This is a genomic window from Heyndrickxia vini (genome assembly GCF_016772275.1).
Classification (GTDB): Bacteria; Bacillota; Bacilli; order Bacillales; family Bacillaceae_C; genus Heyndrickxia; species Heyndrickxia vini.
Window position 1 is genome coordinate 851737 of record NZ_CP065425.1, and the last position, 21343, is coordinate 873079.

18 protein-coding genes and 1 pseudogene are annotated in these 21343 nt (G+C 36.8%); 14 read left to right on the forward strand and 5 right to left on the reverse strand.

Translation table 11 applies throughout. The features are described from left to right. Nucleotides 1-188 precede the first annotated feature (188 nt). Nucleotides 189-380 (reverse strand): hypothetical protein, encoded by a 192-nt coding sequence (locus tag I5776_RS04310; protein ID WP_202779134.1) that lies wholly within the window; start codon nucleotides 378-380, stop codon nucleotides 189-191. A 147-nt stretch (nucleotides 381-527) separates the two neighbouring features. Between I5776_RS04310 and I5776_RS04315 the strand changes: the two genes are divergently transcribed. Further along, a complete protein-coding gene (locus tag I5776_RS04315; protein WP_202779135.1) occupies nucleotides 528-857 on the forward strand; it encodes a rhodanese-like domain-containing protein in 330 nt (109 codons plus the stop codon). A gap of 187 nt (nucleotides 858-1044) precedes the next feature. Here the strand turns inward: I5776_RS04315 and I5776_RS04320 are convergent, their stop codons facing one another. After that, complete coding sequence (locus I5776_RS04320; protein WP_202780679.1) at nucleotides 1045-1785, reverse strand: MurR/RpiR family transcriptional regulator; 741 nt, start codon at nucleotides 1783-1785, stop codon at nucleotides 1045-1047. Nucleotides 1786-1991: 206 nt separating this feature from the next. Here I5776_RS04320 and I5776_RS04325 point away from each other — a divergent pair, with 206 nt between their 5' ends. From I5776_RS04325 to I5776_RS04365, 9 genes are all read left to right on the forward strand, one after another. After that, nucleotides 1992-3440, forward strand: coding sequence for a glycoside hydrolase family 1 protein (locus I5776_RS04325; RefSeq protein WP_246483915.1), 1449 nt, complete (start codon nucleotides 1992-1994; stop codon nucleotides 3438-3440). 42 nt (nucleotides 3441-3482) lie between these two features. Continuing rightward, the gene (locus tag I5776_RS04330) at nucleotides 3483-3785 is read left to right on the forward strand and encodes a PTS sugar transporter subunit IIB (protein ID WP_202779137.1); all 303 of its coding nucleotides are present in this window, start codon (nucleotides 3483-3485) and stop codon (nucleotides 3783-3785) included. 76 nt (nucleotides 3786-3861) lie between these two features. Beyond that, nucleotides 3862-5205, forward strand: coding sequence for a PTS sugar transporter subunit IIC (locus I5776_RS04335; RefSeq protein ID WP_202779138.1), 1344 nt, complete (start codon nucleotides 3862-3864; stop codon nucleotides 5203-5205). Between the two features lie 12 nt (nucleotides 5206-5217). Then, entirely contained in the window at nucleotides 5218-5457 is a 240-nt protein-coding gene (locus I5776_RS04340) for a hypothetical protein (protein WP_202779139.1), read from the forward strand. A 39-nt stretch (nucleotides 5458-5496) separates the two neighbouring features. Continuing rightward, nucleotides 5497-6393 carry an ROK family protein gene (locus I5776_RS04345; RefSeq protein WP_202779140.1) on the forward strand — a complete coding sequence of 299 codons (897 nt, stop codon included), beginning with the start codon at nucleotides 5497-5499 and terminating at the stop codon, nucleotides 6391-6393. A gap of 164 nt (nucleotides 6394-6557) precedes the next feature. Continuing rightward, on the forward strand, nucleotides 6558-6905 hold the full coding sequence (locus I5776_RS04350; RefSeq protein WP_202779141.1) for a PTS sugar transporter subunit IIA: 348 nt from the start codon (nucleotides 6558-6560) through the stop codon (nucleotides 6903-6905). 49 nt (nucleotides 6906-6954) lie between these two features. After that, complete coding sequence (locus tag I5776_RS04355; RefSeq protein WP_202779142.1) at nucleotides 6955-8283, forward strand: 6-phospho-beta-glucosidase; 1329 nt, start codon at nucleotides 6955-6957, stop codon at nucleotides 8281-8283. 580 nt (nucleotides 8284-8863) lie between these two features. Next, nucleotides 8864-13225, forward strand: coding sequence for a S8 family serine peptidase (locus tag I5776_RS04360; protein ID WP_202779143.1), 4362 nt, complete (start codon nucleotides 8864-8866; stop codon nucleotides 13223-13225). Nucleotides 13226-13283: 58 nt separating this feature from the next. After that, on the forward strand, nucleotides 13284-14882 hold the full coding sequence (locus I5776_RS04365) for an Ig-like domain-containing protein (RefSeq protein WP_202779144.1): 1599 nt from the start codon (nucleotides 13284-13286) through the stop codon (nucleotides 14880-14882). Nucleotides 14883-15034: 152 nt separating this feature from the next. Here I5776_RS04365 and I5776_RS04370 read toward each other — a convergent pair whose 3' ends face one another. Further along, on the reverse strand, nucleotides 15035-15250 hold the full coding sequence (locus I5776_RS04370) for a DUF3006 domain-containing protein (RefSeq protein WP_202779145.1): 216 nt from the start codon (nucleotides 15248-15250) through the stop codon (nucleotides 15035-15037). Nucleotides 15251-15582: 332 nt separating this feature from the next. Then, nucleotides 15583-16395, reverse strand: a pseudogene (locus I5776_RS04375) (ComEC/Rec2 family competence protein); the annotation flags it as partial. Between the two features lie 465 nt (nucleotides 16396-16860). Between I5776_RS04375 and I5776_RS04380 the strand changes: the two are divergent. From I5776_RS04380 to I5776_RS04390, 3 genes are all read left to right on the forward strand, one after another. Next, complete coding sequence (locus I5776_RS04380) at nucleotides 16861-18399, forward strand: YifB family Mg chelatase-like AAA ATPase (protein WP_202779147.1); 1539 nt, start codon at nucleotides 16861-16863, stop codon at nucleotides 18397-18399. A gap of 33 nt (nucleotides 18400-18432) precedes the next feature. Then, complete coding sequence (dprA, locus tag I5776_RS04385) at nucleotides 18433-19464, forward strand: DNA-processing protein DprA (protein WP_202779148.1); 1032 nt, start codon at nucleotides 18433-18435, stop codon at nucleotides 19462-19464. 77 nt (nucleotides 19465-19541) lie between these two features. Further along, the gene (locus I5776_RS04390) at nucleotides 19542-20177 is read left to right on the forward strand and encodes a transposase (protein ID WP_246483916.1); all 636 of its coding nucleotides are present in this window, start codon (nucleotides 19542-19544) and stop codon (nucleotides 20175-20177) included. A gap of 13 nt (nucleotides 20178-20190) precedes the next feature. On the opposite strand, the gene I5776_RS04395 is transcribed toward I5776_RS04390, so the two are convergent. Next, a complete protein-coding gene (locus I5776_RS04395) occupies nucleotides 20191-20601 on the reverse strand; it encodes a helix-turn-helix domain-containing protein (protein WP_202779149.1) in 411 nt (136 codons plus the stop codon). Nucleotides 20602-20789: 188 nt separating this feature from the next. On the opposite strand from I5776_RS04395, the gene I5776_RS04400 reads away from it, so the two are divergent. Next, complete coding sequence (locus I5776_RS04400; RefSeq protein ID WP_202779150.1) at nucleotides 20790-21233, forward strand: hypothetical protein; 444 nt, start codon at nucleotides 20790-20792, stop codon at nucleotides 21231-21233. The last annotated feature ends 110 nt before the right edge of the window (nucleotides 21234-21343 follow it).

Here is a 21343-nt window from a genome sequence, read left to right on the forward strand (position 1 = left end):
TTTTAGAAGTAGACGCTAATAACTGTCTGCCTCCTTTAAGAAAAGATGTGCAGGATTTTTGGATTAACCGAAACTGTGAAATGGTACCAAATTAGAAATGATTAAAATGCCGAGCAATCTCCTTGCTCGGTAATTTTATGCAGTAAATATTTGTACCGGAAGGTTATCCACAGTAATCAACAGGTGATTCACAACTTATTAACAGTGTTATCCACATTATCCACTTCTTCATCTTCTGAATCATGCTCGTTTAAATAATCATTTTCCTTTGTCGCAAAATTAACTGAAAGAAGACTCATATCCGGATCTATTCCATACATTTTTTTTATTAATGCCTCTTCTTGTTTATCATGTTCATATGGGTTTAGCGTCATAATCATTTCCACTTCCTTAGATAATTTGTAAATTAGAATTTACAAATTGAAAAATTTTATCCACAGAAAAAAATGTATAGGAATTGAATTCTATCTAAAAAAGGATAATACTGTATATAAGTTATTAATATTTATAAAAAAAAGGGGAGACTAATGGGAAATCAAAAACTAACACCTAAGGAATTGGATAATCGGATTAAAGAGAATAAAGATGTATTCATTTTAGATGTTCGGTCTGAAGATAAATTTAATGACTATCATCTTGAACATGCGGTGAATGTTCCTAAAACGGCCATTTTTGAAATGGAGGAAGCAAACACTAGTTATGACATCTCTCTTCCGAAGGATAAAGAGATCATTATTGCTTGCACAACTGGAAATTCGGCAACAAAATGTGCAAACATTTTAGCAAAGCATGATTTTAATGTTACGGTTTTAGAAGGCGGTTTAACTGCATGGAAAGAGTACACGAAATCGAAATAAACACATGAAATAAGTTAAAGGGGGATTCATCATCTGAATCTCCCCTTAACTTTTTTAAAAGTAAATTCCCCCATCTTTTTATCCCCTGCTAAAATTCCTGTCTTTTTGTATAATCGTTCTTCATGTAAAAGGATATAAAACAATATCGTAAAAAATAGTACCTGGACACTAAGTTCAGGTACTATTTTTACATTTGGTGGTGTCCTTTGTTGATGTTTCGGACTGTATGGGCAGTTTCTTCCAATATGTAGATGACAGGGATTTGGGTGGTGATGTTAGCTTCACCTAGGAAAACTTCTGTAACATAATATGCGATGTTGATATCGGACAATTTTGCTAATGTGCAGTTTTTACTGTTGGTAATGCTAATGATTTTGCTTCCTTCGCCTTTTAAAAGATTGGCTAACCTTAATGTGAAATCCGTTTCACCTGAAACAGATAAGATGATTGAGGCACTGTCCCTAAGTTCCTTGCTATTTATCGGGTAGAAAGGGTCCTTAATAAAAGATGCGAACTTTCCTAAACTAGAAAAATATCTAGCACCAAATTCAGCAAGAATACCTGAGCTCCCCGTACCAACAAATATCACTTTATCAGCATTTGAAACGAGTTCAGCAGTTTCTTGAATATACGCTTCGAAATTTCCTTTCATTGTTCGTTCCACAAATTCGGATAGATAATGTTTCGTTGATTTTAAGTTTGCTTCCTCATTTCGGTCCAAATAGAGTTTTAGTTTTACTTTGAATTCTGAAAATCCTTCACAATTTAATTTTCGACAAAAACGTAAAATTGTTGAGGTGGATACATGTGTTTGATCGGCAAGTTCTCGGATTCGCATATAAATGACTTTTTCACTATGTTTCATAATGTAATTATAAAGTGAAATTTCCAAATCATTAAACGAAGATATTACTTCATTAGTAAACACCATCGTTTCCGCCTTCCTAAAATAAAGATTTTTAAAATTTTGATAATATTTATTTTAAATAAATCATATCACGAATTACGATATAAAAAAACAAGATGTTTCACAAATGTAACAAGTTCCATTTAGCGGAAAAACGGACTAAATGCTCATTTTTGCTTACAGAAAAAATGAAAGCGAGTACAATTCAATTAAAGAGGAGGGATTTGATGAATGACAGTGGAAGAATGAGCTTTCCTCAAAATTTTTTATGGGGGTCAGCTTCAGCAGCATACCAGGTGGAGGGAGCGTGGGACCAGGACGGCAAGGGTCCATCTGTTTGGGACACATTTACTAAAATCCCAGGGACAACTTTTCAAGGGACAAATGGTGATACAGCAGTCGACCATTATCATCGGTTTCGGGAAGATGTTGCATTGATGGCAGAAATGGGTTTGAGGGCCTATCGATTTTCAATTTCTTGGAGTCGTATTATTCCAAGCGGTAGAGGGAAAGTCAATGAGGCAGGATTGCAGTTCTATGATGATTTAATTAATGAGCTAATAAATTATGACATCGAACCGATCATAACTATCTATCATTGGGATCTACCCCAGAGGCTTATGGATTTATACGAGGGATGGGAATCACGGGAAATTATTAATGATTTTAATGAATATTGTATTACCCTTTATAAACGTTACGGTGATCGAGTAAAGTATTGGGTTACGTTAAACGAACAAAATGTTTTTATTCAATTGGGCTATGGTGTAGGTATACATCCGCCAGGTGTAAAGGATAATAAACGGATGTTCGAAGCAAATCATATTGCTAATTTAGCGAACGCGAAGGCAATTCAATCCTTTAGGAGATATGTTCCGGATGGCAAAATCGGACCAAGTTTCGCCTACTCGCCAACCTATCCATTTAACTGTCATCCCGACAATATGATTGCCTATGAAAATGCGGAAGAACTAAATAATCATTGGTGGTTGGATGTGTACTGTTGGGGTAAATACCCCCAAATTATGTGGACTTATTTGGAGAATGCAGGACTCGCTCCTACAATTCATGAGGGTGATTTAGATTTATTAGCTTATGGGCGCCCTGATTTTATTGGTGTAAATTATTATCGCACAGGAACAGTAGAAATGAATCCAATTAGTAATGGGACTGGGAAAGGTCTTATGAACTTAAACACAACGGGGAAAAAAGGTTCCACACAAGAACATGGGATTCCGGGATTATTTAAAACGAAGAAAAATCCTTATTTAGAATCAACGAATTGGGATTGGGAAATTGACCCTACAGGTTTAAGGATCGGGCTTCGCCGTTTGACTAGCCGTTATCATTTACCAATTTTGATCACGGAGAACGGTTTAGGTGAATTTGATCAGTTAGAAGATAATAATACTGTAAACGATGATTATCGCATTGACTACCTACGTTCACACATTGAGGCATGTGGTCAGGCAATTAACGAAGGGGTAGACATACTTGGTTATTGCACATGGTCATTCACCGATTTATTAAGCTGGTTGAATGGATATCAGAAACGCTATGGATTCGTTTATATTGATCGTGACGAACACCATGAAAAGGATTTAAAAAGGGTAAAAAAGAAAAGTTTTTATTGGTATAAAAAAGTCATTGAAACTAGTGGAGTGGATTTGAGTTAAGTGGAGCATCATTCACTACACATCATACAAGGGGGCTGTTATATGAAAAAACTTTTATTAGTTTGTGCAGCAGGAATGTCTACAAGTTTACTAGTTAATAAGATGAAAGATGCAGCAAAAGAAAAAGGTTTGGAACTTGAAATCTTTGCACTACCTGTATCAGAGTGTGAAAGTGTGGCGAGTGAAGTGGATGCCGTTTTACTTGGTCCGCAAGTCCGATACCAAAAGCCGCAAGTCGATGCAATCATTGAGGGCAGGGTTCCTGTTGAAGTAATTGATATGAGGGATTATGGCACAATGAATGGAAAGGCTGTTTTGGAGAAGGCATTAAATCTTATTGGATAAGATTATGTTGTTTTTACATCAAAGGGGAGCAAGAAGTAATTTGATTAACCATTTTACTATTTAGGGGGAATTTTGAATGGGGTTTATGGCTGCTTTTGAAAGGGTCGCAGAAAAGGCACTCGTTCCTATTGCAACGAAATTGAATTCACAAAGGCATATTATTGCTATCCGTGATGCCTTCATCCTAGCTTTTCCAATAACATTAGCGGGATCTTTAATTGTTCTTTTAAACTTTGCCATTTTGGCACCAGACGGTTTTATTGCGAAAATTTTATTTTTGCATAAATTATTTCCAAATTTAGCTGATCTTCAGTCAGTCTTTTCACCAGTGCTGAATGGATCTACGAATATTCTATCAATGTTTATCGTTTTCCTCGTGGCGAGGAATATGGCTATATCTTTAAAGGCAGATGAATTATTGTGTGGGTTAACCGGTTTATCTACATTTTTTATTATCTATCCGCCGTATAAAGTTGTAGACGGAGCTAGCTTTTTAACAACTCAATGGGTAGGGGCGCAAGGACTTTTTGTTGCTTTAATCGTAGGGCTTGTTGTAGGTGAATTATTTAGTCGATTATCTAGGTCCAAAAAATTACAAATCAATATGCCGGCATCGGTTCCGCCTGCGGTTTCGCGTTCATTTAAAGTGCTTTTCCCAATAATTATTATAACTGTTGTTTTTGCTATTGGAAACGCTATCATTAATGCTTTCTATCCGAAAGGGCTACATGAATTTATCTATGCTGTCCTTCAAACTCCATTAAAACATTTAGGAACAAATATCTTTTCGCTTGTTGTGTTATGTATTGTTTCCAACCTATTATGGGTCTTTGGGATTCATGGACCAAATACTATTGCAGCCATCCGTGAAGCAATGTTTGCTGAGGCAAACCTAGAAAACTTAAACTATGCGGCAGCACACGGTACAGCATGGGACGCACCATACCCGGTTACTTGGGCAATTAATGATGCCTTCGCTAACTATGGTGGATCAGGGATGACCCTTGGCCTATTAATCGCGATATTTATGGTATCGAGGCGGAAAGAATATCGCGATATCGGTAAATTGTCAATAGCTCCAGGTCTTTTCAATATTAATGAACCCGTGATCTTTGGGCTTCCAGTTGTATTAAATCCAATATTGATTCTTCCATTTATATTGGTGCCAGCAGTCAATGTCATTATTGGTTATGTAGCTATATCAACAGGCTTAATCCCCGCCATTGCCTATGCTGTTCCGTGGACGACACCTGGACCACTTATTGCATTCCTCGGTACTGGCGGAAACTGGGTTGCTTTAATTTTAGGATTCGTCTGTCTTGCAGTTTCAACGATTATTTACTTGCCGTTCGTTATTGCCTCCAATAAAGCGGCTGGCAGCGGTTATAGCAACAGTTCAGAATCGGAAAAAACAGCGTAAGGAAAGAAAACGATGATGAATGAATTATATGTTGAAATTTCATGTGGTCAAATTAAATTTATTAATGAGTTTTTTGAAGAATACAAGGATGAAAGAGTTACAGTTAAGTTAACTAAATCTGAAAAAATAAAATCCATTTTTTTAGTGACAACAAATGTATCATCAGATGATACAGTGAGACATTTGAAGAATGTTTTTAAAGAAACGCCTCATGGTACAGCATTGCACTACGCAATGCGCGTGTTGGAGTAGTAAGTTTAACAAAAAAATGCCAAAAACGAGGTGTTGTTTTTGAAACAATATATTTCTTTCGATATCGGCGGCACAGATACTAAATATGCAGTTTTAGATGAAAATGGGACTTTCCTTGAAAAAGGAAAGTTCCCAACTAATCGATATTCCGGCCAATCGATTTTAAATCGCATAGTAGAAATTACAAAGGAGCGAAATGATCTTACTGGGGTAGGATTAAGCGTTCCGGGTTTCGTCAATGTAGATAGCGGATTTATTGAAGTGGGAGGAGCCATTTCAGATTTTAATCAATTCAACATAAAGGATTATTTAGAAAAAGAGCTACAATTGCCAGTCAGTGTCGAAAATGATGTGAACTGTGTTGCCCTGGCAGAAAAGTGGAAGGGAAATGCACAGCATGAAACAGATTTTTTATGTATGACAATTGGTACAGGAATTGGCGGCGCATGTTATTTGAATAATCAATTATACCGAGGATCATCCTATATGGCTGGTGAATTTGGCTATATGATTACAACTGGTTTGCAAAACAATACAGTTGGAAGATGCACATTAAGTAGTACCGGCGGCATGTGGGGGTTACGTGAACGTTTCGCCCAATATAAAGGATTGACTGTTGAAGAAGTAACAGGATTGGATGTATTTGATGCTTATGAGAAAGGAGATCCTCATGCATTGCATGAGGTGAACCAATTTTATGATAGCCTGTCTATTGCGATTTACAATCTATTATTTCTTTTTAATCCGAATAAGATTCTTTTAGGCGGCGCCATTAGCCAAAGAGATGATTTAATAAATGAACTAACGTGGCGTATTAAGCGGTTTCCTTCATATAGGGGAGAGGTGCCAATTGATTGCTGCTATTTAAAAAATGATGCAGGGGTACTTGGAGCTTTATATCACCATTTAGATACCCGCCAGTTATTAAAAAAATAGTTTCCTTATTTGGGGGATTTATATTTTTTGTTAATACACATTGTTGAATGGATGCTACCGAGCCGCCTGCGGAAAGTGAGCACATGGAACGGAACAATAGCCAAGAATACTTCTCCTATTTGAAGGATTTCCATTTTAATAGAAAGAAAGGGGTGAACAAATAGATGGAAGGAATGGAGTTAGTCGCTTTTAATATTATTAGTAATGCAGGAACAGCAAAAAGTTTAGTTATGGAAGCACTATATGCTGCAAGAGAAGGTCGATATGAAGAAGCGGAAAATAAGTTGAATGAATCCCGTCAATATTTAACGGAGGGGCATAAAGCACATCATCAACTTATTCAAGAAGAGGCTTCAGGGAATAATCTTACTTTTTCACTGCTAATCATGCATGCGGAGGACCAAATGATGAGTGTTGAAACAATCAGTGATTTAGTAAAGGAAATGATGCGAATGTATAAAGATATACATTATTTGAAAAGCGAAATTAATAAAGATTCCGTGGTGAAATAATTTACTATTATATTAAATTAGAAGCTTTGATAATCTAGAGGAGGCAGACATGACTAAAGGGATAAAAATCGTAACAATCGGTGGCGGATCTAGTTATACTCCGGAATTAATTGAGGGATTTATCAAAAGGTATCATGAACTTCCAGTTAGAGAACTCTGGTTAGTTGATATCGATCAAGGGAAAGAAAAACTGCAGATAATCGGTAATTTAGCTAAGAGAATGGTTGAAAAAGCAGGGGTTCCAATTGATATTCATATTACACTAGACCGAAGGGAAGCATTAAAAGATGCGGATTTCGTAACGACACAATTCCGTGTTGGATCATTGGACGCGCGTGCAAAAGATGAACGCATCCCACTTAAATATAATGTCATTGGACAGGAAACAAATGGACCGGGTGGCTTGTTTAAAGGACTTCGAACGATTCCAGTTATTTTAGACATATGCAAAGATATTGAAGAATTATGTCCAGATGCATGGCTTGTGAATTTTACAAACCCTGCGGGTATGGTGACAGAAGCGGTACTTCGTTACAGTAATATTAAGAAAGTTGTAGGCTTGTGTAATGTTCCAATCGGCATGCGAATGGGAATTGCAAAAGCATTAGAAGTGGATCCAAGCCGCATCCACGTTGATTTTGCAGGCTTGAACCATATGGTATTTGGTTTAAATGTTTATTTAGATGGTGTGAGTATACTAGATTCTGTAATTGAGAGCATGGCGGATCCAAAGAATGAAATGACAATGAAAAATATATCTGGGCTAGCATGGGAACCCGATTTTATCCGAGCATTAGGGGTTATTCCTTGTGGCTATCATCGTTATTATTATAAAACGAGCGAAATGCTGACAGAAGAACGTGAAGCAGCAGAAACTGTTGGTACACGAGCGGAAGTTGTTCAAAAATTAGAAAAGGATCTATTTGAATTATATAAAAGCCCTGATTTAGACATAAAACCACCACAATTAGAAAAACGTGGAGGTGCTTATTATAGTGATGCAGCATGCAGCCTCATCAACTCAATCTATAATGACAAACGTGATATTCAACCAGTGAATACAAGAAATAATGGTGCAATCGCAAGTATTCCGGTTGATTCAGCTGTTGAAGTGAACTGTGTCATCACTAAAGAAGGGCCAAAACCGATTTCAGTTGGTGATATCCCAGTTGCTGCAAGAGGTCTTGTTCAGCAAATTAAATCTTTCGAACGTGTAGCGGCAGAAGCGGCAGTGACGGGAAATTACAAAACGGCTTTATTAGCAATGACAATAAATCCGTTAGTTCCGTCCGACAAAGTTGCCAAGCAAATACTAGACGAAATGTTAGAAGCTCATAAACAACATCTGCCACAATTCACACAAAGCGTTACAATATAATACAAATTTCAGTGAATCCCATGCCCTTAGTGCATGGGATTTTTTCTTAGAAAACTATTAGTATTTCTTTTGAATTTAATCATATAGTCACACTTCAATATATTTTCGTTCTTTTAAAAGTAAAATGGTGGTGAAATCTGCCTAAAGAATATGAGCTTTGGAAATAAAAACAGCATTTCGTCGAATTAGTGATAGTTATTTCGTTAAAATATGTTGTATTTTGCCATTTCAAATAGAAACCTTTCTAATGATGGTAGATTCTATCGTTACCTCTAAATGAGTTTTTGCCTATAAAAATACTGGAATTTTAAATAGAGTACATGAACTGCCACAATGCGACTAAAATTTCAATAATTATGTCGAAATAATTTTTGAAAAAGTCGATAAAATCCTCCATATTGTTCTAAATATTCGTAAAATAACCTACCATTCGCTATTTACAAGATTTTTTCACCGTGTTACATTTTGTACACTTAGGTAAATTTATCTAAAAATTTAGTTTACTTAAGGATACTTTTAGGGGGGAGGTTCTATTTTATTATATTGGTATATTAATAGATTAGAAAATGGAGGGAAGCTAGTGAAGAAGTTTAGGGGATTTAAAAAGAGTGCAGCAATCGGGTTAATTTCTATCCTTACCTTATCTAATGCTGCATTTGGGTCAGTGGCCTTTGCGCAGGATTCAGGAAGTGTGGACAAGCTCCTTGAACAGAGCAAAACAGATAGAGATAAAGTTCAATTAACACAAAGATATAATCCTCATGAAAAAGTTCGCGTAGTTGTTGAATTGGAAGGTGAACCAGCCATCTCAGTCCCAACGAAAAAAGGAATTAGATATAAGGATTTGCCGGAAAAAACAAAAAATCAATTACAATCTGAAGTAAAAGAAGAACAATCTGATTTTATATCAGATGTTAAAAAAGAAAACATAGATTTCAAAGTACAAAATACATTTACGACTGTCGTCAACGGTCTCAGCGGAGAAGTTGAATTTGGTCAAATTGAAGAGCTTGAAAAAATACCTAATGTTGAATCTGTAAGCGTTGTTAATGAGTATGAAAGACCGAAAGAAAAGCCGGATATGCTATCTAGTAAAGATATGGTAGAGGCCATTCAAACTTGGAACACTGGTTATAATGGAGAAGGTATGGTTGTCGGGATTATCGATACCGGAATTGACCCGAACCATAAAGATATGAAGTTAAGCGACGCTAGTAAAGCGAAGCTAACTCAAACAAAAGTAGGCGAGCTTAAAAGTACTGGTAATTTACCAGGGAAATACTATACAGCCAAAGTCCCATATGGTTATAACTATGCCGACAAAAATAGCGAAATTATGGATTTAGGTCCAGATGCAACTATGCATGGAATGCATGTGGCTGGAACTGTAGGTGCAAATGGCGACGAAACGAAAGACGGCATTAAAGGGGTAGCACCTGAGGCACAATTATTAGCACTAAAAGTATTTGGGAATGACCCGGCAATGCCATCCACTTTTGGTGATACTTATATTAAAGCCATTGACGACGGGATTATTTTAGGTGCCGATGTCCTGAATATGAGCCTAGGTTCAACTGCAGGTTTTGTTGATTCGGAGAGCCTAGAACAAAAGGCGATTGATCGCGCAGTAAATAACGGTGTACTAATGTCTCTTTCTGCAGGAAATTCTGCTCAAATGGGAGATGGACATGCAAATCCATTAGCAACAAATCCTGATATTGGACTTGTTGGTTCACCTGGCCTTTCTACTAACTCGATTTCAGTTGCCTCAATTGAAAATACGAAAATTTCAATTGACGAAATGAAAGTAAAAGTAGGCGATGAAACATTAACAATTGGGTACAAGAAACAATCTTCACCGGATCCACTCGAGATATTTGGAACTACAGCTGAAAAAGATGTTGTGTATGTGGGAGATGGTAGTCCCGCTCAATACAAGGGGAAGGATGTAAATGGAAAAGTCGTATTTGCCGTTAGAAACGCTACGAATCCGAACTATGGTGAAATCCAGAAACAAGCGGAAGCTGCGGGCGCAGCTGGTGTAATTATTAGGGGGCATGTCAGTCATGGCGATTATGTAAGCATGGCACTGAATAGCCCAACAATCCCATTAGTTTCACTGAGTATAAGTGATGGAAATGCTCTTGAAACAAAAATTAAAGCTGCCGGCGGTGGAAAGGTAACGTTCACTGGAAAAACAACACAAGTTGCAAACAGTGCTGCGGGTACAATGGCAACAACCAGTTCGTGGGGTGTGACACCTAGTCTTGAGCTTAAGCCTGAAATTACGGCTCCCGGTGGTCAAATTTACTCTACATTTAATGATAATAAATATGGATTAATGAGTGGTACATCAATGGCTGCTCCACATGTTTCGGGGGGAGCTGCGTTAGTTCTGCAACGTATTAAGGAACTTTTCCCAGACTTGCATGGTGCTGATCTTGTAAAACGTACAAAAACAATATTGATGAATACAGCAAAAATCGTGAAGGACAAAAATAACGGAAACATCCCTTACTCACCTCGCCTTCAAGGTGCGGGAATTATGCAGCTTCATTCGGCCGTTTCTACACCTGTTTATGTTGTAAATAAAGGCACACAGGATGGGAAAATTGAGTTGAAGGAAATCAAGGATGATATATTCTATTTGACAGTGACAGCTACAAACTTTAGTGATAAAGATATGACTTATAATGTGAATGCATCTGTATTAACAGACGCAGTATCAGGATCACAAATCGCATTAAAAGAAAATGTAATTTCTAAAGCAAAAGTGATAGTGGATAAGCCAAAAATAACGTTATTTGCGGGTGCTTCATCAGATATTACGGTCAAAGTAGATTTATCCAATGCAAAAGCAGATTTAGAAAAATTGATGAAAAATGGATATTTTGTAGAAGGATTTATCACCCTTTCAAGTGATGATCAAAACAATCCGTTACAAGAAATTTCCGTTCCATACGTTGGTTTTAAAGGAGATTGGAACAAACCACCGGTATTGGATGCTATGAAATACGATTCAGGATCTTTTTATGGTGTATCAGGAATGGTTGATGACCTTGGATATTATATGGGTGCGGATCCATTCACAGGTAAATATAATAAAAACTACATCGCAATTTCTCCAAATGGAGACGGTGAAAACGATGGAATTGCACCTGTTTTATCGTTCCTAAGAAACAGTAAAACAGTCGAGTATGCGATTACCGATGCAAATGGAAAAAAAATACGAACCCTCCGTACAGATAAAGAACAACGGAAAAACTACGATGTCGCTAAAGGCAAAATATATACGTATAAGCCGTACTATACATTATGGGATGGATATGCGAAAAACCAATTAGTTGAGGATGGATTGTATTATTATCAAGTGAAAACTCAGGTCGACTTAGCTGGTAAAGAACAGCAGGTGACGAAAATCCCAGTCGTAGTTGATAATACGAATCCTGTAGTTACAGATATATCGTACAGTAAGAAAAATGGAACTCTTGCTTTTAGCGCTGATGACGGCAATATTGGAAGCGGTTTACAGTACGTGGATATTTACATTAATGGTGAATTGTTAGGAAGCTTGAATCCAAATGGCAAAAAGTCTTACCAGGCGAAGGTAAATGTCGGATCGGTAGAAGATGGCGGTTCAATTGAAGTCGTTGCCTACGATTATGCCAACAACCATGCTGGTGTAGCCGTATCAAGTCCTGGTGATAATACAATTCCTTACATTATTTCTGACATTCCGGAAGCACTGGGTGTATATGATACACGTGTTGTACCTGTTTCAGGTTATGTATTAGATAGTTCCAGGGTAACATCCTTAACAATTAAAGGGGACAAACTGCAAGGCTCCCCAGTGAATTTGAATCCAGTTTACGACGAAAAAACGAAACGTTGGAACTTTGGTTCTCAATTAACATTTACAGCGGATGGTATACACAATATTTACTTTGCAGGGGAAGATGCTGTAGGTAACAAAATTGAATTCGAACGTAAAATCATTGTTGATACCGAGGGACCAACATTAGATGTAAAAGGGCTTCCGGAAAATAACTTTGTTGCAGCAGGTACTGAAAACCCTGAAATCACAGTGAATGTAAAGGATAATTTTGATGATATCCGTCTCTTAATAGACCAAGATGAGGTCTACACAAATGCATTTGATGAACCGTTCGTCCAAAGACCACTCGATTACGATTACAAATATACTCCTGATTTGAAAGAAGGTAGAAATGATATCGTGATTGAGGCAGAGGATTTGGCAGGTCATAAGGTGAAGAAAACCATTACGATTTATAAAGGGAAAGAAGGAGAACAAGCGGCTCCATCTATTACATCGTTCTCGGTTACACCTGACAATCATGTAAGTAAAGAGCAGCCGGCACATATTTCGGCAAAAGCTTCCGAATCAATTACATGGGATGCGAAAGTAATTGATCCATCTGGAAAAGAAATTACACTTGAATCCTCTGTAGGTGATACGTACGAGGCTGATTTTACTCCAGATACATTAGCAGTTAACGGAAAATACACGTTAAAGCTGAAATCTGCAGATGGAAATGACGAGTATACAACGACATTTAATGTCATTAACTACCCACTTTCAATTGATGGAGTGAAAACTATTAATGCAGCCGGTAATGAAGCTACTACATTTAAGCAAAACACAGTGATAAGAATTAATGCTGATCTGAAAAACTCCGGCAAAACAGCGGTTAATCCAACTGTCATCGTACAAGTTAAAGATGCGGAAGGTGCTGTCGTTTATTTTGCTGAAGCAAATAATAAGTCCATTAATAGTGGGACGAAAAACCGATACAGTTTTGATATAACTCTAGAAAACTTTGAAAAAGGATCTTATACGGCTGAAGTATTCGCATGGGATCAAATGGATAATCCGATTCCTTTAGTAGGGAAAAGTACATCCAAAACGTATAACGTTAACTAAAGAATGAAAGGGAGGGGTTCACCCCTCCCTTTTTCTAAAAAATAGAGAGGTGAAATCTTTGAAAAAGTTTATCCTATTAATCGTGTCCGCTATTTTTATATTCATCGGTCAGATTTCCCCGGTTTTTGCAGGAGAGGAAATAACGCTTTCTTTTTCAACAGATAAAAATGATTACACACCAGGTGATACAATTAAAGTCAATGGAAAAGTGCTTAAAGGTCAAGAACCAGGGAAAGGAACAAACCCAACATTACAATTACTCAATTCCTCGGGACAGAAAAAGCAAGTTGAGCAATGGAAAGATGAAGATATTAAAAGTGATGGTTCATTTTCAACAAATATAAAATTAGCCAAAACATTTGAAAATGGCACATATACTATCGTTATTTCCGCTGCTGGCGTTCGCCAAACAAGCGATATCTACATTTCAAACTCTGAATCCCCTAAACTTCTATCAATTGAAACGGACAAGGCAAAATATAAAATTGGTGATGAAGTGGTTATAACGGGCCATGTCACAAAGGATGGACAAGCGGTTGGGGGAAGTAAGGTAACCGTTAATATTGAAAAAGAAGGACAAATGATAAAAACAACTACTCAATCAAGTAAAACTGATGGAAGCTATAAAGCATCCTTTGAAACTTCACTTGCTTTAGCAGGTACATATACAATTAAAGCAACAACCGTTGGATCTCAAGATGCTGTGAAAACGATCGAAGTTTATGAAGATAAAACAGAACCAAAGCCAGATCCTGTACCAACACCAACACCAGAGCCAAATCCTGGGCCGGATCCTATCCCTGTACCAACACCAAATCCAGAGCCAACACCAGAACCGACACCAAATCCGGAACCAACTCCGAATCCTGAACCGACACCAACACCAAATCCGGAACCAGGAAAAGATACAACACCTCCTGCTTCTCCAAAGGTTAACGAAGTAAAAGATTATGACAAGAAAATCACTGGAAAAACGGAAGCCAAAGCAAAAATCACAGTCAAATCGGGTAAATCGATTATCGGAACAGCAAAAGCAGATACGACGGGGAAATTTACCGTTTCTCTTAAAAAAGCACAAAAGGCAGGTACTGTGCTCTATATTACCGCTACAGATGAGGCGGGTAATGCTAGTAAAGCTACAAAAATTACTGTAAAGGACAAAACTGCACCTAAGGCACCAACAGTAAACAAAGTATATTCGACATCAACGAAAATAACCGGAAAGTCAGAAGCCGGTTCAAAGATCACAGTAAAATATGGCAAAAAGATAATTGGGAGCACCACTACTGATAAACATGGAAAATTTACAGTAAAAATAAAAAAACAAAAAGCAGGTTCGAAACTTAGTGTTACCTCAAAAGATAAAGCGGGAAATATTAGTAAAGCAAAAACAGTAACAGTCATAGATAAAACACCGCCAAATGTGCCAAAAGTAAATAAAGTAAAGCCAAGCACAACAAAAGTTACAGGAAAGACTGAAGCGGGAGCAAAAGTATATGTAAAAGTTGGTAAGAAAGTCATTGGCTCAGCCACTGCAAATAAATCTGGCAACTTCTCAATAAAAATAAAGAAACAAAAAAAGGGAACGAACCTCTATGTGTATGCAAAAGACAAAGCAGGAAATGTAGGAAAAGCGAAGAAAGTAACGGTTAAATAAGGAACCATTGCAGGGGAAATTAGATAATGAAAGGGGCGAGATACTAAAATAATCTCGCCCCTTTCACTTCGTGATTATAACTAAACTAATACAACTGCATATTCCAAAAAATGAAAAAATGGTACCTGACACTAAGTGAAGTTGTTCACATTTTAGTCATCCCATATTTCGTTCATTAGTTTTGTGATTTCTTTTTTTTTGTTTTGGGTTGATTTGTGATCGATTTGAAAGTGGCCATCAACCACGGTTAATACGTCGCCAGTTTGTACATTTGAAGGGAGGGCAGATTTTTTGATGTCAATCATTGTTCCTTTCTCTGTTTCACAAACGGCAATTTCATCTTCGAAGCGGTCAATAATGTATTTCATATAAAGCAACACGTCCTTTATTTTGGAATAAATGAAGTTTGTGTTTTGTAAGTTTTTCCTTTATATTTCGCCGTTACATCAATTTTTACTCGAAAACTTGTTGAGGCGCGGCTGATTTTAACAGGAAGCGACTTCCCAATCTTTCCATTATACGTTGTGTTTTTACTTTTATAATGGAATACGGCTTTGTAGGTGCCAGTTGGAATTCCTTTTACAGTTAAATGGATTGTGCTGTATTGTTTTGGTCTTGTGTTATCTAGTTTAGCGAATAATTTATACGAAGATTTTCCCTTAGCGCTTGATTTGGAGGTACTCGTCGTTGAACTGACTGGTGCGCTATTAAAGGAAAGAGACTTCCCATCTGTTTTTGCAATAATTGTCCCTTGTGTATCTGTTCGAAATACTTTTACCTTATTGCTGCCAAGTCTTTTTAAAACAGTAGAGGTTGGGTGTCCATATTGATTCCCTTTTCCAACCGAGATAACAGCATAGGTAGGGTGGACTGCATGTAAAAATGCAGAACTTGTGGATGTATTTGCCCCATGGTGTCCAACCTTTAATACGTCTGCCTTCAATGATTGATTTGAATGAATCATATCTGTTTCTGATTTGGTTTCGGCATCTCCAGTGAATAGAAAGGACTTACTGCCATATGTAAGCTTTAAAACAGCGCTCCAATCGTTCAAATCATTCGTGCTATATGTTTTTACTGGTGCAATAAACTTGGCCGTCACACCTTTAAGTGGTAATGTCACACCTTTAGTTGCTGATTTGATTTTCACGCCCTCATGTTTAACAGCAGATAAAAAATCTTTATAAACTTGAGTTGTATGGCTAACTTTCGGTGCATAAACAGATTTTACTTTGAATGCTTTAAGAACTTCATCAAGCCCGCCTGTGTGATCCGCATCCGGATGTGTGGATATCATTACATCGATATCTTTTACCTTTTGCTTTTTCAGATAGGTTACGACATCACTGCCATCCCGATTACCCCCATCAATTAAGATATCATCACCTGCAGGTGTTTTAATATAAATACTATCCCCTTGATCCACATCAATAAAATGTACATAAAGATTCTTACTTACCCCATGACTCGTGCTAGGAAAGATAGCAAAGGAAAGTAATAGAATAAAACTCATTACTAATTTTTGTATTTTCATCATTGTTTCGCCTCCTTCAATAATTTACCACCATCTATAACAAGTGGGAAGAAGTTTTAACGAAAAATCTGAAAGTGGATAAAATTTCCGTTTTAACCCAAAAACTGAATTTTCCAACCAAGGTGTCAGGTACCACAAAAAGACAATAGATGAACTTTGTCCTCTGCGTGTGGACAGTTTAGAAAATTAATCCGGTATTCTCTTGCATTGAGGGGAGACAAAATTTATTAAATTATTTGAAGGGTTTTGATGAATATTGTTGAATAAGTAAAGGGAGGATAAATCTTCTAACCTCTTTATCTCTTCGTTTATTCCATTCGTAGAAAAATTCATTTGCCACCAATCATAGCATTACCTACAAGCTTTAACCCTTTGTGTTCATATTTTCCAAGCAGACAGTATATTGTAATTTACTTTTTGTTATTTAAAGAAAGGAGATGAAAAATGGCTTCAACAGTTTTTACTTTTACACTAACCGGGATTGAAGGGAATATAGTTGAGGTGGAGACAGATATTCTTACTGGTATGCCTTCAGTGTCTATTGTAGGGCTAGGGGATAAAGCGATTAAAGAAGCGAGAGAGCGTCTTGAAGCAGCTATTTTGCACGCCAATTATCATTTCCCTTTACAACGAGTCATTTTTAATTTGGCACCGTCTGATATGAAAAAAACAGGCTCTCATTTTGATTTAGCAATGGCAATCGGTCTCCTCATTCGAACAAATCAAATTAAAGCAAATCAAATAGAACGGACGGGTTTCATCGGTGAGCTTTCATTAAATTCGTCCATCCGTCCGGTATCAGGTATTTTACCAATGGCAATGAAAGCAAAAGAAGAAAACATTACAAGATTGATAGTGGCAAAAGAAAATGTTAAGGAAGCGAGACTAGTTAAAGGGTTAGACGTTTATGGATGTAATACATTAACAGAAGTTGTTTCCCTCCTCAATAATGATACACCTCCTTTAATGGAAGAGACTTTAGATTTAGAAGACTCCCAATTTCCAGATACACCATTAGATTTCCAAGATGTAAAAGGACAAGAATGGCTGATTAATTTTATTACTATCGCGGCAGCTGGAGGTCATAATTTTCTTATGATTGGTCCGCCTGGCTGCGGTAAGTCAATGATATCTATGAGAATTCCATCAATTTTACCTCCCTTAGCAGAGGAAGAATCACTTGAAGTGATGAAAATATACAGTGTCGCAAATTTATTGAAAAGTAATAATCGGATGATGACGGAGAGACCTTTCAGGGCTCCCCACCATAATGCATCAACGAATTCAATTATAGGCGGTGGACCCTTTGCAATGCCTGGTGAAATATCGTTAGCTCATCATGGGGTTTTGTTTTTAGACGAATTGGGGGAATTTAGCAGAAAGACTTTAGATTCATTAAGGCAGCCATTAGAAGATAAAGCAGTCACAATCTCGCGTGTATGGGGATCGCATTGCTATCCAGCTAATTTTATGCTCGTTGGTGCGATGAACCCTTGCCCATGTGGTTATTTTGGCCAAAATCGATGCAAATGTACGGATTACGAAGTAATGAAATACCGACAAAAATTATCCGGACCGATTTTGGATAGAATGGATATTCAAAAATATGTTGGAATGGTTGATTTTTTTGAAAATGAGACGAAAGGGAAAAGTTCTAGTGAAATTCGAAAAATAGTTGAGAAGGCAAGAAAAATACAACGGGAACGTTACAAAAATATCCCGTTGATAAATTGTAATGCTCAGCTGACCCCTTCTTTAATTCAAACTTTTTGTCAGCTTGACAGAGATTCAAAAAGTCTACTTCGTCAAGCCGCAGAACGTTATTACTATAGCGGACGTGCCATTCATAAATTTATCAAAATTGCAAGAACCATTGCAGATCTAGAGGGAGAAGAGAATATTCGTTCTTCACACTTAAGGAAAAGCTTACAAAGCCGCGATATGGAAAAAGAGAATCAAACATTTATTGGAGGAAAGATATAGAAAATGGAGATATTTTGGATTTGGTTTAGCTTGTTGAAAAATGTCGGACCTATCACTCAAAAAAGATTAATCAGCCATTTTCAAACCCCTAGAAAAATTTACGATGCAACTGAAGAAGAATTGAAAAATGTAAGAGGAATAAGGGAAACGACCATTTCTTCGATTATTAATAGTAAAAGTTTGGTTGAATCAGAAAAAATAATGGATCGAATGCTACAAAATAATATTAATTTGTTAACCATTCATGATCGCTTTTATCCGATTCAGGCAAAGGCCTGTAAGGAATCCCCAGCCATTTTATACTATAAAGGTAATCTAATGGAGTTCCAAACGGCCGTCGCAGTTGTTGGTTCTAGACGGTGTACAACTTATGGAAGAAACGTCGCTGAACAGATTGGCGAAAAACTTTCAAGTCTACATATTCCAATTGTGAGTGGATTTGCAAAGGGAATTGACAGCTATGTACATGCAGCATGCGTAAAAGAGGACGGATACCCGATTGTCTTTTTGGGAGGAGGAGTAGATATTTGTTATCCGAAAGAACAGCATAGACTCTATGAAAAGATAGTGGAATCGGGGTTAATCCTTTCACAGTACCCTCCAGGGACTTTACCAAAGCCAAAGCAATTCCTGCAAAGAAATTCATTAATTAGTGCATGGTCAAGCGAAGTGATTGTAGTAGAAGCCGGGAAAACCAGTGGTGCTCTATGGACAGCTCGATTTGCAAGAAATCACGGAAAAAGGCTTTTAGCAGTCCCTAATCAATTGTATGTGAAAGAAGGCGTCGGTACAAACCAACTACTTGCACAAGGCGCAATCCCATTTATAGGAATTGAAAGTTTAGATGCGGTAAAAAGGATGCGACTAAACAATGATCAAAATCTTAAACAAACATTACAATCCCATCCTATTCTCTCCAACTTAACATCACCAACCCCGGTACAAAAACTTGCTTTGCAATTAAATATAAATAACGAAGACCTCATGAATGAACTCTTCGAACTCGAACTCCAAGGAAAAGTCACAATCCGTGGAAATATCGTAAAAAAGACAAATACCAAGTGAATAAAAGTAGAATAAATATACACTAAAATGAATAAAAGGTGCCTGACAACATTTTTCCAATAAAAGGAGGAGGTAGCATGCCTCGTAAACCGCGTATTTGGTTTGAAGGTGCAAAGTATCATATTACTAGCCGTGGGATAAGGAAAAGTAATTTATTTTTTGATGATTATGACCGCAGTAGGTATTTATATTTTTTACGTGAGGCGATGGGGAAATTTCCGTTTAAACTTTATACTTATTGTCTAATGACCAATCATATCCATCTTCAAATTGAAACAATGAAGCACCCGCCTGGTGAAATTATGAAACAGGTGCACAACAGGTATGCCAAATATTTTAATAATCGGTATGATTTTACCGGTCATGTATTTGAGAGTCGTTACGGGGCGGAACAAATTGATCGACCCGATTATGAACTGGAAGTGAATAAATATATTCACTTAAACCCGATTAGGGCGAATATTGTTCAACATTTAGAAGATTATCCATGGAGCAGCTACAGAGCATATATGTTAGGAGAAGAAAACTCCCTTGTTTCTACTACTCAAATCTTTTCCTACTTTACAGCTCCCTTCGAAGTAAATTATGCGAAATATTTAAACGAGCCATTCAGCTCTATCTTTATTTTACCAACCGGGAAAATAATCCATCTACCAAGGGAAAAGCCATTGCTTCGGAGAATAAAGAAGCGTGATTATACCGAAAACTTGTAATTGAAATATACTTTTACTCTCTTTCGTTCTTCAAAATGGAAATCATATTATTGATGAGTTTCCTTCTTTGTTTATTTGGATAGTTAGAAATGATACTAAATTCCCTTCTAAGTTCCGTTTCATTTTCAAATAAGTCAATCACTCGTTGCATTTCTGCATCTTCAAACTGTTCCCGGATAATTATGGGTTCGGGCTCCTTCCCGAACGCAGATTCCGATTCAGACCCACGCATTAAATAAATCAGATGGTTATTTGAAAGATTGGTTACTTTAATAAAATCATCTAGTATCTCCGAACTAAGTGCCTGTTTTCCCGTTTCCCATTTTGAAATTTCTGATTGATTACGGCCCATTCTTGCACCGAGTTCCGCTTGGGTTAGATTTAACTCTTCACGTATAAATTTCAATCGTTCATTAATGGACATACAAACACCTACTATCTCTCTTTTTAATTTTAAGATAGCGGTTTTATTACTAGAAAAAAGCTGGTATTCTAATTGAGAATATTTATACAAATACTTAATTGGAATAAAATATTAACACTTTTCAATTATATTTTACAATTATACTAAATGTTGCTATATTCCTAGTATAAAAGTAATAGAAAGGAGACGTGGAGGATATTCTTTTTCATTTTAGAGAAATTTTATCCCATGGACGGAGTGTAAACGGAGACTATCAATTAATTTGTCATGGAAAAGCAGTTGGTGAGAAACTAGTAAAAGTATATTCTGAGTTTCACTTTCATCACGCCCTTCAAAGTAGTGCTTCATCATCGAAATCATCATCAGTGGTAACGATTACACCACTTAAAGAATGGACTTCACTTAAAATTGAAATTTACCACGAAAATTTAGAGAATCAATTAAAGGTTAAACTCGTAGTTGACCTAGTCCAAAATAGTATATTTTTTGAAACACAAGATAATATTTCACCATACTTGCTTTCAGGTCTACTATCATGTTTTGGCATAAAAAAGGGGAAACAGATTCTTTATTTCACATCACAAATACCGATTCGAAAACGAAGAAAATTAAAAAAACGGCATAACACTTAATAAAAGGAGCGACAAGGAAGATTAATCGCTTCGCATATGTCAATCAATTTGAGTAGTGCTTCATATTTTTGTTTTGGAAAAAAGTGAAAAAAGTAATTGAAAAATACAAT

Excerpts from the sequence above, each read along its gene's own strand:
- I5776_RS04310 (WP_202779134.1), bottom strand. The coding sequence starts at position 380 with ATGATTATGACGCTAAACCCATATGAACATGATAAACAAGAAGAGGCA.
- I5776_RS04315 (WP_202779135.1), top strand. The coding sequence starts at position 528 with ATGGGAAATCAAAAACTAACACCTAAGGAATTGGATAATCGGATTAAA.
- I5776_RS04325 (WP_246483915.1), top strand. The coding sequence starts at position 1,992 with ATGAATGACAGTGGAAGAATGAGCTTTCCTCAAAATTTTTTATGGGGG.
- I5776_RS04330 (WP_202779137.1), top strand. The coding sequence starts at position 3,483 with ATGAAAAAACTTTTATTAGTTTGTGCAGCAGGAATGTCTACAAGTTTA.
- I5776_RS04335 (WP_202779138.1), top strand. The coding sequence starts at position 3,862 with ATGGGGTTTATGGCTGCTTTTGAAAGGGTCGCAGAAAAGGCACTCGTT.
- I5776_RS04340 (WP_202779139.1), top strand. The coding sequence starts at position 5,218 with ATGATGAATGAATTATATGTTGAAATTTCATGTGGTCAAATTAAATTT.
- I5776_RS04350 (WP_202779141.1), top strand. The coding sequence starts at position 6,558 with ATGGAAGGAATGGAGTTAGTCGCTTTTAATATTATTAGTAATGCAGGA.
- I5776_RS04355 (WP_202779142.1), top strand. The coding sequence starts at position 6,955 with ATGACTAAAGGGATAAAAATCGTAACAATCGGTGGCGGATCTAGTTAT.
- I5776_RS04370 (WP_202779145.1), bottom strand. The coding sequence starts at position 15,250 with ATGAAATACATTATTGACCGCTTCGAAGATGAAATTGCCGTTTGTGAA.
- I5776_RS04380 (WP_202779147.1), top strand. The coding sequence starts at position 16,861 with ATGGCTTCAACAGTTTTTACTTTTACACTAACCGGGATTGAAGGGAAT.
- I5776_RS04390 (WP_246483916.1), top strand. The coding sequence starts at position 19,542 with ATGCCTCGTAAACCGCGTATTTGGTTTGAAGGTGCAAAGTATCATATT.
- I5776_RS04395 (WP_202779149.1), bottom strand. The coding sequence starts at position 20,601 with ATGTCCATTAATGAACGATTGAAATTTATACGTGAAGAGTTAAATCTA.